Source organism: Bacillus methanolicus PB1 (assembly GCF_000262755.1).
Classification (GTDB): Bacteria; Bacillota; Bacilli; order Bacillales; family Cytobacillaceae; genus Bacillus_Z; species Bacillus_Z methanolicus.
In genome coordinates this window covers 529,675-545,039 of record NZ_AFEU01000001.1, presented here as the reverse complement: position 1 = coordinate 545,039, position 15,365 = coordinate 529,675, and the positions used below count along the sequence as shown (strand labels likewise).

At 32.0% G+C, this 15,365-nt stretch carries 9 protein-coding genes; all 9 read left to right on the top strand.

What is annotated here, in order from left to right:
• The first annotated feature begins 2 nt into the window (after nucleotides 1-2).
• The 9 genes from PB1_RS02495 to drmB all read left to right on the top strand — a co-directional run bounded on the left by PB1_RS02495 (nucleotide 3) and on the right by drmB (nucleotide 15,351).
• A complete protein-coding gene (locus PB1_RS02495; protein WP_003350559.1) occupies nucleotides 3-605 on the top strand; it encodes a phospholipase D-like domain-containing protein in 603 nt (200 codons plus the stop codon).
• Nucleotides 606-634: 29 nt separating this feature from the next.
• Entirely contained in the window at nucleotides 635-1,402 is a 768-nt protein-coding gene (locus PB1_RS02490; RefSeq protein WP_003350558.1) for a hypothetical protein, read from the top strand.
• A 97-nt stretch (nucleotides 1,403-1,499) separates the two neighbouring features.
• Complete coding sequence (locus tag PB1_RS02485; protein WP_003350557.1) at nucleotides 1,500-2,600, top strand: DNA cytosine methyltransferase; 1,101 nt, start codon at nucleotides 1,500-1,502, stop codon at nucleotides 2,598-2,600.
• A 725-nt stretch (nucleotides 2,601-3,325) separates the two neighbouring features.
• Nucleotides 3,326-5,200, top strand: coding sequence for an AAA family ATPase (locus PB1_RS16520; RefSeq protein ID WP_003350555.1), 1,875 nt, complete (start codon nucleotides 3,326-3,328; stop codon nucleotides 5,198-5,200).
• 23 nt (nucleotides 5,201-5,223) lie between these two features.
• The gene (locus PB1_RS02475) at nucleotides 5,224-6,495 is read left to right on the top strand and encodes a hypothetical protein (RefSeq protein ID WP_003350554.1); all 1,272 of its coding nucleotides are present in this window, start codon (nucleotides 5,224-5,226) and stop codon (nucleotides 6,493-6,495) included.
• Nucleotides 6,496-7,408: 913 nt separating this feature from the next.
• On the top strand, nucleotides 7,409-8,389 hold the full coding sequence (locus tag PB1_RS02460) for a hypothetical protein (RefSeq protein WP_003350551.1): 981 nt from the start codon (nucleotides 7,409-7,411) through the stop codon (nucleotides 8,387-8,389).
• Between the two features lie 6 nt (nucleotides 8,390-8,395).
• Nucleotides 8,396-9,916 carry a hypothetical protein gene (locus tag PB1_RS02455; protein WP_003350550.1) on the top strand — a complete coding sequence of 507 codons (1,521 nt, stop codon included), beginning with the start codon at nucleotides 8,396-8,398 and terminating at the stop codon, nucleotides 9,914-9,916.
• A 21-nt stretch (nucleotides 9,917-9,937) separates the two neighbouring features.
• Complete coding sequence (locus tag PB1_RS02450; protein WP_003350549.1) at nucleotides 9,938-13,453, top strand: helicase-related protein; 3,516 nt, start codon at nucleotides 9,938-9,940, stop codon at nucleotides 13,451-13,453.
• On the top strand, nucleotides 13,450-15,351 hold the full coding sequence (gene drmB / locus PB1_RS02445; RefSeq protein ID WP_003350548.1) for a DUF1998 domain-containing protein: 1,902 nt from the start codon (nucleotides 13,450-13,452) through the stop codon (nucleotides 15,349-15,351). The genes PB1_RS02450 and drmB overlap by 4 nt, the downstream gene beginning before the upstream one ends.
• Nucleotides 15,352-15,365: the final 14 nt, after the last annotated feature.

The window sequence follows — 15,365 nt, the reverse complement described above, 5'->3', positions numbered from 1 at the left end:
ATTTGACGCTTACATATAAACAGTTTATATGTAATAATCCAATAGAAGTATTTGATGTTGAAATTTTAGACGATCCTTTTAAATTCCTACTAAGTGATGAAAGTAAAAAATATTACATGGTACACGAGCAGGAAGAAAAATACGAACAAATTTTTCTTCCATTGTATTCTGCACAATCAGGGAAAGTCGAAGAAAAGAGCGGCTTAAACCAGTGGAATGCTGGTGGAAGAAAACGGGATAAGGATGAAGTATATATTCCAATTCCTTCTTGGATTCACAAGCAATTCGAGGGATTCTTCCCATACAATAGACATACAGATAAGAAAGAACCATTTACACTTGTATTACCAGACGGTAGGGAATTAGATGCTAAGATATGCCAATCAGGTGGAAAAGGATTTATGTCTAACCCAAACAAGGCATTAGGTCATTGGATTCTAAGAACTATATTAGAAATTCCAGTTGGTCAGTTGGTAACTTACGAGGATTTAGATAGAGTTGGTATCGATTCTGTATTGATTACAAAGTTAGATGATTACAAGTTCAAAATTAACTTTGCTTCAAAAGGCTCCTATGCAGATTTTGAGGAAGAGTTTAAAAAATAAACTCTTCCTTAACCCATTGGAGGTGTATTATGTCATCATTAAATAGGATGAATATTTTCAATTTACATCGATTTACCAGTAAAAGAAAATTCGATAGTTTAGGAAAAATAGAAAAACAGTATCTCAATGCCAGTTATAAATTTGCGTATAGAATGAGTTTTACTGAAGAGGGACATCATAGAAGAAATCGTTCTGGTGGAAATGAAAAGAGGAAGCAGGTTCAAATTTTTTGTGATGCTTTTAATGGGAAATTAGGAGAATTCGCAGTATATCAATATTTCTTATCAAAAGGAATTCAACTCAATTATCCTGATGTAAATATTATGGGGGAAGGAGAGTGGGACAGTTATGATTTTAATATCAACGGAATTAAAATAGGTGTAAAAACTACTAAACAAAAAGGACAACTGTTGTTGCTTGAAACAAAGGATTGGAATAATAAAGGACAATACATACCAAATTTAAAAAAAGGTCATGGAGATTATGACTATATTATTTTAGTAAGGATAGATTCTAATATTATTGAAGATTTAAAAAAACAAAAACTTTATTATAAAGATAATATTGGAAAAAAGAAATTAGCAGAGATCGTAAAAAAATCATCATATAATTTTGATATTGCAGGTTATGTAGACAAAAATATGCTAATAAATGCCATAACTAATAAATTTATTATTAAACAGGATGATTATTTACAGTCTGAATCCACTAAAATGGATGCAGAAAATTATTACATACAGGCTGGAGATATGTATCATATTAATTCTTTAATGAAGCATTTGCTTTCTGCCAAATAATTTTAGAGCAGGGGGGCAGCCAAATTCGACAAAACATGATAAAATAAGGTATGCTTAATCAGAAGGAACATATGTTCTTTTCTTGGAGGTGTACTTTATGACAAGTAATAAATATACAGTAGCAAGTCTCTTTGCAGGAATAGGTGGAATTGATTTAGGTTTTGAACAAGCAGGTGCAGAAATAGTTTGGGCGAATGAGTTCGATAAAAACGCCTGTACTACATACCGTGAGAACTTTAACCATACATTAATAGAAGAAGATATTCGTAAAGTGCATGAGTATGAAATGCCCGATGTTGACATTTTAACTGCAGGCTGGCCATGTGTCGCTTTCTCAATTGCTGGACGGCAGCACGGCATGAAATATCAATGTCTAGATTGCCAGCACGAACATACCGTAAGTTATGACGAATACATTAACGGGGCTGTTTGTCCTCAATGTGGAGGTCATACGGAGGCAAAAGATCCAAGAGGAACTTTATTCTATGATGTAATTCGCTTCATTCGTGCTAAACAACCAAAAGCATTCCTTCTTGAGAATGTTAAGAATTTAAAAGGACACGATAAAGGAAATACATTTAAAGTAATCGAAGAAATGCTCGAAGAAAGTGGATATCACTTTAAAAGTAAAGTACTAAATACAATGGAATACGGGAATATTCCACAAAATCGGGAACGTATTTTTATTGTTGGATTTAAGGACGAAGAAGCATTAGAACAATTCCGTTTCCCTGATGAAATTCCTTTAACTAAGACAATAGATGATATTCTAGATAGAAACGAAAAACAAGATAGTATATATTACTATACTGATGATAGCCAGTATTACAAGATGCTTAAGGAAACTATGAAAAGAAGAGATACGGTTTATCAAATTAGACGAGTTTATGTTCGAGAAAATCAGAGTAATGTATGTCCAACCTTAACTGCCAACATGGGAACGGGAGGCCACAATGTACCATTAATAATAGATGATTGGGGTTTCAGAAAACTAACTCCGCGTGAGGCTCTTCGTTTTCAAGGTTTCCCAGATGATTATAAAATTCCTGAAGGAATGGCTAACAGTCATATATATAAGCAAGCAGGAAATGCTGTAAGTGTTCCTGTTATTAAACGGATTGCAACAAATATGATTGCAGCATTAAATTCTGTTTACAACAAAAATAATATAAAAGAAAAAAAGGAAATTGCAGTTTGAGACCCAATAGGGTCTTTTTTCTTTTAAATAGCCTAAAAATTGACCTTCTTTTATGGTTTAAATCAGAGATAATAAAGTCCTAGTGTATTTATCTGGGAACAAAAAAAGAGGGGCATATTATCCGTTTAAGTTAGTAAATAAAATGGAGATATGGTGAAGTTAGATAATTTTATTTGTTAATAAAAAATTGATTTTGTTTTAGTAAGTGAACTGTAAAAGGAGGGCTTTTATCTTCGAAAATAACGTTTTTGAGATCTTCATTAACATTTACTTTCCCTTTTTCCTCTAAAGTGTTTTTTTCTCCTGAAGATATAGATTGAAAAGGAGATAATGGCCAATATTAATATTATCCCCATGTATAAAAGAATATTTTCATTCATTTTGAACCCTCTTTTCATTCTATATGCACCATAATTTTGTTAAAAATATTATACTATATTGGCAGATGTTGTTAATAGTAATCTGGTAAATTATTAACAAAAGACGATATTCTGAGACATTTCCAGTACGACTGCACTTAAAACATTTCTTAGTGGTAACCAAAATATTTCTGATGATGGGAATTAAAATAATTTAAGTGGTTCTTTCTTACTAGAAAGAGTGCTTCTATTTGAACTAGGCCCTATGTTTCATGAGAGTCATTTGATAAAATTTAAATATAATTTTCAAAATGAATATTTTCTAATCCTTATTAACGAATAAAACTAAAGGAGGAGGCTTTAAAGATGCCAGACAACAGGGATACACATAAAGCAGTTCAACCAACTTTGGAAGAACTTTTTGAAGAGGTTGAAAATATCGATCTTCGAAAACAGCGAAATCCTTCTGATACTTCAATTGGTATAGAAGAAGAGCAATTGGATCAAGGTGGATTAGTTGAGTTAGAGGAAGAAGAATTTGGTGAAATTGTGCCTATGTCAGAAGAAGAACTAGACGAACTTGTTTTTTACAGTATTAAAACTGGTAACCCAGCAACTGTAGAGTCAATTTCTAATATAGACAATCCTATAGAAATACTTCAGTTAAATAGATTTAGAGATGAATTGGAAGACGGCCAAATTATTTTCATTGTTTTTGGAGGAGATAAAGGAAGACCAGAGGTTACATGGGAAACGGGTCTAATTGGTATAGGCCATGTGGCTAGGGGTCCATATGATATTGGATATGAAGGTAGAAATTTCAAACTTCAGATTAATGTTGATATATTGCTTGAGAATAATATTAAGAAAGAAGATTTGGTCCCTTACATAACTACATACAACCTGCCGGGCATATCTCCAATGACCAAAGGAGAGCCTAATCAGGCGCTAAGTGCTATATATGGACAACAAGCAGTAGGACTTGTAAGGGCAATATTGGATACATATCCTGATTTGGAAGAAGAACTTACCGCCATATTTGGAGAAAGATTTATGGCAAATGTTAAAGGAGAAATACCTTACTTGATTGAGCAAAGGCTGTCATTCGAAGACAGGCAACGCCAAGAGGAAGAAGAGGAAGAACAAATCTTAACTCCAACAATATATAGCAGTATTTATGATCCTGATGTTGATCGAATAAAAGGGTCATTAGAAATGGAAATAAGCCCTATTGAGCATTTTAGGAACTTTATAAATATCGGGAAAAATATTATTCTTACGGGTCCTCCGGGAACTGGAAAAACTACGATAGCAGAGAGAGCAGCAGAAGAAGGAGTTAGAACTAATTATATAGATGGGTATATTCTGAGTACTGCGACAGATGATTGGAGCACTTTTGATACAATCGGAGGATATATGCCAGATCCAAATGATTCTGGGAAACTTAAGTTTCATGAGGGTCTTGTGTTGAAAAGTATTGAGCAAAATAAGTGGCTCATAATCGATGAATTGAACAGAGCGGATATTGATAAGGCTTTTGGACAATTATTTACTGTATTGTCTGGCAAAGATGTTGAACTGCCATTCAAATCTAATAACCAGACTATTAAGATTAAACATCATAATAAAGAGAATTCGTATTATGACTCTTCTACTAGCACTTACTATATTGGGCAAAATTGGAGAGTTATAGGCACAATGAATACATTCGATAAGAATAGTCTTTTTGCTTTGTCTTATGCATTTATGCGCAGGTTTGCATTTATTGAGATTCCGATTCCTAATTTATCATATTATTCAAGACTCATTAACTCAAATGCTGACTTGTCACAAGGCAATAAAGATTTTGTATATAAATTGGTTGAAGTAACACCAAAACCTTTGGGTCCGGCAATTATTATTGAACTTATGGAATATTTAAAAATTACAAATAACTCAGGCAGGATTGAGGCAATTTGTGGAACTGTAATTCCTCAATACGAAGGATTAGATCATAAAGAAATCCATGATTTTTATCAACAAATTGGCTTATTCCTTTCTATGCAAGAAAGAGAAATGCTCAAAAGGTTTATTTACGATTTCTTTGACTTGCCTAGCAATTTCTTTAGAAATGCTGACAGAAGACTAATGCTAAATGATCCTGACGAATCCGTTGAAGAGGATGACTCAGAACTAGATTCTGAACTAGATGACGAAGAATCTGAAGAAAGTGATACTGATGATACAACTACTGAATTATAAAAAAATAAAAGTAGGTAATAGATATGCTTGCTAATAAAGGAGATTGCTGGTCGTCACAAAAACATAAACAAATACTAAAGGAAACAAATAAACATTTATGGAGATTTATACAAAAAAATTCTTCCGTTGCAACAGCAGAAGACATATTTATTAATTTGACAAATGTTTCTAAAAGCAATTTACAAATGTTAGGTTTTGTTTATTTTATGCTCTCAGAAGATGTAAAAGAATTTATTGAAGTAACTGCTCCTTCAATTTTACAACGTTTATCTAAGACATCCTTAAAGGAACATAAGGTTCTAAGAGGAAATGTTAAAGGGAAAATAAATTGGAATAAAACATTAACTGAGCGATATGCTTCTGGAGGAGATCAATCAATATTTGTTTGCAGTCAAAGGTCTTCTGTCTTTGATCTTCCAGAAAATAGGCTTTTGCTTTATTTATTGCGCAGAATATTGTATATAAGCAACTATTTGTCAAATATTGACTTTGATAGGGAAACAATTAGTCTTACTGAACTTGGACAAAAAACGAAATGGGTTGATATTGTAAAGCAATTAGGTTTTAAAGCGAATAAATTACTAAAAAACCCTTATATTAGAAAAATTGGGGATATGCATGATTTAACTCAGAAAACAATTGTTGCAGCAGAGAAGACCCGTGGGCAAGTGTATACACAATTAGCGAAGGTTGCAAGAACATATTACCTAATGATGAATAGCCCTGTTGTTTATCTAAACTCTGTACTACAAGGGAAAACCTTAGAGCCTTTAAACAGGGATACCTTGTATGAAATTGCTGTTCTATTTAAATTAATGGAGGTTATAAGAAAAAATGGATGGATTGAAAAACGAATAGGTCTTATTGGCGGGAGTTCCTCAGTTATAAGCAGATTTACTTTAGAAAAAAAAGAAATAAAGATATATTATCAAGGCATCCCAAAAGAGTTTGCGTTAAATAGCAAATACGGACCGTTAATGAACACCTATGGACTAAGTGATAAACTTAGAAGACCAGATATTGTTTTAGAAGTGAAAAAGGGAAACAAGAAGAATTATTATATTATTGAAGTGAAACGATCTGATAAGAGAACATATTTAGTTGACGGTGCATATAAATTATTTGGCTATTTAAAAGACTTCGAGAATGTTCAAAATACTAATGTTAATTTGTATGGAGTACTTGTAGGCTGGTCTAATATTAAAGACCTAGATACCTTAAATGAGAATGAAGTATATATTTCATCTTGGGTAAACCTAGAGAAGATTTTTAACTTTATTATTAAGAATAAATGAGAAGGTAATCCTTGAATCTGAAGAATGGATAAATAAAACATCAGGAAGAGGTTCAATAACACTTAAGGTAATAGACACGTATACATGTGAAGAAACAATAGTTCTAGATTACCCGATGTTTCTCGGAATTATATCGTATGAGGATGCATTTAAAAAGTTATTTCCGTGGACGGATATAATTTTAGATGAAGAAATTTATGAGCCTTATGACGAAGATGATATTTTACTCACGTTTTCAATTGAAATAAGTTTAATGAGAAAGAGTTTTCGTTTGTTTATCAAGCAGTAGGAATCAAAAGTCTTCTTCTTTATTTTAATTAATTTTAAGAGAATATCCGTATGGTTATTCTCCTTTGCTTTTTTGGAAAGACTAATGTATAAACACGATATCCATAGAAGATTTCCTTATATGCTTCTTATTTTTCTTAGTGTATTTATTCTTTATATTACAAATCCCTGTAACATTTGTGATTTATCAGTATGCCTTTATGTTTGGGCTGATTTTCTGTTTCATTGGTTCCTCTTGTATGAGTGAGATCTTTATCTCCATCCATGAAACAATTAAGGAAAAAGGGGTTATTGCTATTCTCTTTAAATACCTATTTATACTTCCAACATTCACAATAAATATTTGCTTAGTATGGTTGTTTACGTATTTATTAAAGATAATGGATTTTATTAATACTACAGATTTTTTTTATTATTCAATTGCAGGAGGATTTTTATGGATAATTAGTTTTTATGTAGCAACGATATTTCCGAACCTTCCTTCGAAGGTTTTGAAGAAGGAGCAGTAGTCCCGCTCCTTCTTTTTTCTTAAAAAAAAGGAAGAAATATGGGAAAACGTGAATATATTTGTCGATGGATATGATAAAATTTCTATAACAGAAAAAATTTGAAAGAAGTGAATAAAATGTCTATTAAGAATTTGAAAATTCTTAATAATAAAGGTTCTATTGATATACCTGACTGGATAAATTTTGCATTTGAATTAGGCGCATATATAAATGACAACGGTATTAGGTATAAAAAAGCAATAGGTATTATTCTATCTCTCCCAAGTGAACATTTTTTTTCTTTGTTAATTGCGATGGGAATAGCAGATAAGACTTTTTCTATTAATAAACAAATGCGGTCTATTAGAAAAACAGTTTTAAGTTTAACAAAAGGAAGCCGCATCATTTATAAAGATGAACAATCTTCGAGGAAAGCCTCTGTTATTTCAGTAGAACCAAGCCCTGTATTTGAAAATGAAATGATTCTAAAAATTAAAGATGGGAAAATCGAAAGAGGTATTCCTGAAAGACAGTGGATTGATAGAGTAATTCTTTTAGATGAAGAATTTAATGAAATAAAAAGGACTAGAAAAGTGAGTAACAAACAGAAGGTGGGATTGGATAGCAGTCCTTTATTAAGAGTATTGTATTCATCTAGTCAATTAAATAAAGTAGAATTTTACCCCGGGGATTATTTTTATATAGTTGGAAATATTACACAAGTTAATGAATCAATGAGAGAAGAAATATTTATTTATAACGGTGTTCGAGGTTCTATTGCAGATTTTCTTTATATGGATAATAGTAATAGTTATACAAATGGAAAATTATTTTCATCACAAATGAAAAAAAATGAAGGTGAAATTAGAGAAGGAGTTCCAGTAATTTTCTCAGATCTAAATAGTTATCTTAAGCAGGCAAAGAATTTTCCTAAAAACCCGAAAATTATTGTATCAAGTAGAACTGACAATGAAAACCGAATCCATGAAGTAAAAGAAGAACTAAAAAGAAAATTTTTACAAAACGAATATAGAATAGTTACCAAGGAAATTGTTGATTATCTAAATTCTACTGATACTCAAATACCAAATGGAGTTGAGTTCCTTGCTTGGAGGTAGCAATTAATGAGGTTTAATAATTTGTTAGAATTATATAATTTAGACAGCAGTACTGTTTTATTCAAACATGTTGAAAGCAAAGAATTAAAACCTCTTGCTAAGTACATAGAAGAATATAGATTGGAAATTCAAAACAGATATGATAATGATGAACATTTACTTGAGGTTCTAAATTTATTAAGAAAAGTATTCTTCAAGTTAGCAAGCAGTTTATTGCCCTATAATAAGGCGATCAGCAAAGATATTGAACAACAAATTCTTTCTAAATTTCTTCAAATTAAGAGCAGTTACCCTGAACTATTTTCAAATGTCGTAATTAAAATTGCGAAAACATTTAAACAAATAATAGAAAGTACTAATAATAATTTAAGTGAATACTTATGTGAGTATCTTAACAGTATTGCAGAAATCGGGCTTAAAATAGCAATTGTTACAAAAAGAGCCATTTCAATTGAGGAAAGACTAGAGATAATTAATGAATTGAAATCCTTTTTGAAAATAAATTATTATACGGAAAATAGTTTTAGGAAAGATATAGAAACTTTTGATGAGGTTATTTACGTAGGTAATCCGCAATATTTTGGTGAATATGTAAAAAATACATTTAAAGGTAAAACTATAACCTTTATCTGCTATGATATTTTTACAAATTCTATGACCCCTAAAAAGGTATTTGAGGATATAGATCCAGATGGAGTTTATAGCACAATATTTGAAAAAATCTCTTTTGGAGACCCAATTGAAAAGAAAAGTAATATTAATATTGAACAAGGAGAATCACTTTATATAGCAGTAAATAGATTCCTGGAAGATCAAAAAATTACCGATGAAAACTCTCAAGATGCAGTAGAAGCGTGCATTGTATATTTGGAGAATGATCGTTTTTTATTTGCACCAAGAGATTCAAAGATTCGTATCTTTACACCCCATGAAAAAAGTAATTTTATTAAACAAATTAATTTTAAAGACGTAGAAGAAGACGACTATATTGTAATTAGAAATGAAAGAGATACTAAATTGATTGCTGAAGTAGCCGACCATGATGTCTTAAAATCAAACGCTAAAAATTATAGAACTTTACAAAATGAATGGAAGGAAAAACTACGCTTTGCTGTGCAAAAAAAGGGTTTAAAACGTGTGAGCGATATATTGATGAATAAGTATCAAATAAAGACTGCCTCTATGGCATCGGTGAGATCATGGTGTAATGAAGACTCTATTTGCCCGACTGAACTTCCTAAACTTCTAAGGGCATTAAAATACGATGAAAATAAAATAAAAGAAACTTATAGTATCATGAAGGAAATCCAAATTGCACACCGAAAAGCAGGAAGAATTATTTCTGAAAAACTAATGAATGAATTATCAATTGATATTTTGAAAGAATTGCAAGAAAAAGGCTTTTACACTTTTGAGTCAAAAGAATTTAATGGTGCTTCATTTAATATTGAACGAATAATTTCAATCGATCACTCTAAACATCTAATTGCACCGTATAATTTAATGAAACCAATGAACATAGATTGAATAGGAGAGGAAATAATTATTATGGCAATCTCTTTAGATAAATCACTAAAAAACCGCCAAAAAGTATTAGATAGTGTAAGAGAAGAAATAATTGGTCCTGGACAAATTAGAGATCATTATACAAAGTTTAATCCTATTGGTTCTACTGTATTTGAATCTAAAGAAGAACTATATAAACCGTACTATTGGGAAGTTGGAGGAATAAAGGAAGAGATTCTTCAAAGAGAATCGCCAACTCAACGATATGTTAGTGGACTTTTGTTTCCCTTAGGCACAAACGAAAATGATGAAGTATTTCTTGAAACGCCAATTGATAAAGATTGCGATGAAGAATCAGTTAATGATAAAATTGATGATCTTTTTGAACATAAGGAAGGTATAGAAACTACAGAAGATGATGGTGAAGTAGAGTTATTTCCTCAAAGAAATGATTTTATGCCATCAACTATGGGATTAACTTTTTGTATAGGTAAAGATATTCCAAACTTAAAAATTAGGTTAGAGGGTGGAAGTTATACTCCGCATAATGTGCGGGTAAAAGGTGAGAGTAATAATGTTCAATGGTGGTTAAGGGAGACCGTAGAGGGAATTTGGGATTTACCTTTATATGACCTTGTGAGCCAGAGACAGATAGAAAAAATGGTTGATATGTATAATAAAAAAGGCGAAAAGATTAGTCATTACCAATTTAAATTTCAAGCGCGACTTCGTGAGATTAAGGAGAAATATATAATCACAATAAGTGTCACTAACCGCTCAGCAGTTCCAAAATTTAATAGAATACAATTGATATTATTTCAAGCCGTTATGAGTATTAGTACTCCGGATAATTACTCGTTTTCTGTTTATCCAAAACAATATCAAATGAAAAAGATTTTAAGTGAAGAAGAGGCGTCAACTGAACTCCTTTATCGAAATGAAGGCGTCTATGCTTTTGGACATGGATGTGCAGCACATTGGGAACAAAACAGTTCAAAGGTTCGGGAAATCTCAACTACTTTTATGCCAGAGTATGAAACGCTTAGTATGACCCCCAATGTTATTTTGAAACAAGGGAATGAAGAAATCGAACTTAAAATTAAAATGAGTGATTTAGCAGGTCTTTCTTCTAATGAACATCCAGAGAGAATTTTAAGACCATTAATAGAAGGTTATGAGGAATGGATAAATACTAAACAAAGAGAAATTGAGAAAGTACCAGAATTACTAAAACCAGCAGCAAGAAAACATATAAATCTATGTAAAGAAAGTTTAGAAAGAATGAAAAAAGGCCTCGAGTTACTTGAAGATGATCAAATACTTGAGGCTTTTCGTTTAGCAAATCTTGCTATTCTATTACAACAAGTAAATGGAAAAGATAAACGTTTTGGACGAGTGGAAGACAACCAAATCATGTTTAATAAATCTATTAAAGAAAGTGTTACAGATGAAACGAAACTTAGAGATGCAAGTAATACTTGGAGGGCATTCCAGATTGCATTTATATTAATGTCAATTGAATCATTGGTTGATGAAAAATGTGATTCGAGGGAAATAGTTGATCTAATCTGGTTCCCAACCGGTGGTGGAAAAACAGAGGCTTACTTAGGTGTTACTGCTTTTCAAATGATTCTAAGACGTCTTAGAAATCCTTTGGATGCAGGGGTCGATGTGATAATGAGATATACATTGCGACTTTTAACTGCTGACCAGTTCCAAAGGTCATCGAGGCTAATATGTGCATTAGAATATTTAAGAAGAAAAAATCAAGCGAAATTAGGAGAGGTACCATTTTCAATTGGAATATGGGTAGGATCAAATACAACTCCAAATAATAATAAATCAGCCAAAATGTATCTTAATAAATTACAAAAAAATGTAAAAGGTGCTCAGCAATTTATAGTTAATAACTGTCCGTGGTGTGGAGCAAATTTAGGTTATTACGAACAAAGAGGAAGCAAAAAGAAACACTACTTTGGTTATAAAATTGAAAACGATAGGTTAGTAGTCCATTGTCCTGATAAAAATTGTCACTTCCATGAAGAATTACCAATTTATATAGTTGACGAAACAATATATGAGAAACGACCGACTTTTTTAATTGGGACTGTAGATAAATTTGTGCAATTAGTTTGGCAACCTAAAGCAAGGTCGTTATTTGGAATTGATTGGGATGGAAATAGAATGGTTAGTCCTCCGTCCCTTATAGTGCAAGATGAGTTACATTTAATTTCTGGACCTTTAGGTACTTTAACAGGTTTATTTGAAGTGTTAATAGAAGAATTGTGTTTGAAAAATGTAGATGGTAAAGTGATAAAACCAAAAATTATTGCAGCCACTGCAACAATTAAACAATTTGAGGAACAAGCACTTGCTCTCTTCGGTAGACAAAATGCTCGATTATTTCCAAGTCCCGGATTAGAAAATGAAGATTCTTTCTTTGCAACACCTGCATTAGATAAAGTAACAGGAAAACCGATGCCCGGTCGAAAATATGTTGGAGTTTATACGCAAACTGTACGTATAATGATGTCTCAAGTTATGACCTTTTCATCTATACTTCAGTCTGCTGTTGAGATGGATGAACAAGAAAGAGACCCATATTGGACGTTGCTCACATTTTATAATACACTTCGTGAATTAGGTGGTGGCCTAACATTAACACAGACAGATATACCGCAATATTCTAGATCTATGTCTATGAGAAAAGGGACCCTAAAGGATATTAGATTTATAAATAATGTTCTTGAATTAACATCTAGAAAACAAAGCCATGAAATTTCTAAAACATTAGATGATTTAAAAGTAAATTATAATCCGAATAAAGAAAAAGACAGGGATGCAATAGATTTATGCTTAGCATCAAACATTATTGAGGTTGGTGTAGATATTGATCGATTATCAGTAATGGCCATAGTAGGACAACCTAAAATGACTGCTCAATATATTCAAGTAAGCGGCCGAGTAGGACGTAACTGGTGGGAAAGACCCGGACTGATTTTTACTCTATACTCTAATACGAAATCAAGAGATAAATCCCATTTTGAGCACTTTAGAGAGTATCATCAAAAGTTATATGCTCAAGTTGAGCCAACAAGTGTTACACCTTTTTCAGATTCATGTTTGGATAGAGGGTTAAATGCAGTTGTTATTGGATTTTTACGTCAAGCATTAAATGAAGATATTGCTAGGACTCCTGATTGGAAAGAAATAAAAAAGAATTTGAATAACCGAATTGTACCTTTTTATAACCGTTTAATAGAAAGAGCAAAACTTGTTGACCCAGAACAAGTCGGCGAACTTAAAAGCAGGTTTCTTGATATTTTAAAAAGGCTTGAAAATGGTAACTATACTGCATGGAGGGTAGATCCTAAGGTAAATGGATATATGTATTCAGCAGGCACAATAGTTCCACAAGCATTAAAAAATAAGGCTGAGTCAATGATCAACTCAATGAGAAACGTAGATTCAGAATGTAGGGGGCTAATTGTTTCGGTATATAATTCAAACATAAATAATGATGAGGAAGAAAATAGTTGGGAGGCATTGTTTTCATGAAAGATTTACCTTTAAGGAGAGGACAACTTGTTACAACTTTCGGACCCGGTGCTCTTGTGATTAGTCCTGAAGGGGAATCAGCAATGATTGGCGCTCTTGATAAATGGTTTTACGACAAAAATGAACATCGTATAGAAACACTAGATGAATATGAAATTCAGGAACCTAGATTAAGATCTTTATTAAAGGTAAATAAACTACTAATGCCTCCTGATTTTAGATCAAGTCATCAATATAAAGGGACAGGAAATGCATTAACTCAAACAAACACTGATTTATATATACCTTTGTTGCGTTTCCCAACATGGCACTATTGTCCTTCATGTAAAACTTTGCATCAAACATCTTTGTCTTCTCGAACTAGTTGGTTAGATTGCAAAGAATGTAAGAAACAAACGAAAATGATACAAGTCCCTTTTGTAATAGTGTGTAAACATGGACACATTTCAGATTTCCCTTGGAGGGAGTGGGTTCACAGGAATGAGCATACGAAATGTGATGGTCTAATGAAACTGGTTTCCACAGGGGGAGCAACACTAGATTCACTTAAGGTCAAGTGCAGTTGTAATAAAGAAAGATCGTTGAGAGGAATTATGTCACGTAAAACAAATTCTGATAATGATGAGGATGGGGTAAGTGAATTAAGTAAGATGTTGAATGAAAATGCAGATACCTTATATAAATGTCCCGGTCATAAACCTTGGTATGGATCTGAAAAAGAGAGAGAAGATTGTTCTGCTTACCCTATAGCGGTACTAAAGAACTCTATAAATGTATATTATCCAAATACGATAAGCGCAATCCATTTGCCAGGAGAAAATCCGGAAGTAGAAAAACTTATAGATATGTTCGAAAGAAATGGCATTACCTCGTCATGGCTTAATGTTACTGATAAACTTGAAGATAAGATTAAGATAGTAAAAAAACTATGTCCGCCTGAAATACAAGAATATAATCAATCAGACATTGAACTTGCAATTCTATATATCGAAGGTGCATTAAACGATGATCAAATCTCTGAACAAATAAATACTAGAAATGCAGAAACTGAGTTAAGAAAAAAAGAGTTTGAAACGCTTTTACAAGAAATAGACACCAAAAACTTAAAAGTGAAAAAAGAATGGAATTGTGAACAGATAATTGAGGATGACATATCAACTTATTTCAGTCTTATTAATAGGGTCACAAAATTAAAAGAAACTATTGTTTTAACAGGATTTAATAGACTTATTACAAATGAAGATGAAATGAGTCAGAATCAAATATTAAAAGGGAAAAAATTGTTATTTAAAGAACATGATTTGCCAAATAATAATTGGCTGCCTGCTTATAAAGTTTATGGTGAGGGAATATTTTTTACCTTAAATTTAGAGAAATTAATGTTATGGGAACAAAGACCAGATGTTTCAAAATACTTTAATAAATTGCTTTCACGAGTTGAGAAAAGAGGATCAAATGTAAATAATTCCATAATAAAACCTAGTAATGTTCTGCTTCATTCCTTATCTCATATAATAATTGACGAACTTGCTTTAACATGTGGTTACAATTCTGCTTCACTCCGTGAACGTCTATATTTAAATGATAACCAATGCGGAATATTGATTTACACATCATCAGGTGATATTGATGGTACTTTTGGAGGGCTTGTTAGAATGGGAAAACAAGAAAATTTCTTCCCAGTAGTCAATAAGGCCATAGATAAAGCAAGATGGTGCAGTTCTGATCCGGTTTGTTCGGAAATTGGTAAATCTTCTGGCCAAGGTGTAAATAACTTGAATGGTGCAGCCTGCCATAGTTGTTCCTATCTTCCTGAAACTTCATGTGAGTTAGGAAATCTCTTTCTAGATAGAACTTTGCTGATTGATCCGGAAATAGGTTTTTTTAATATTGGTTAAATTATTTAATATTG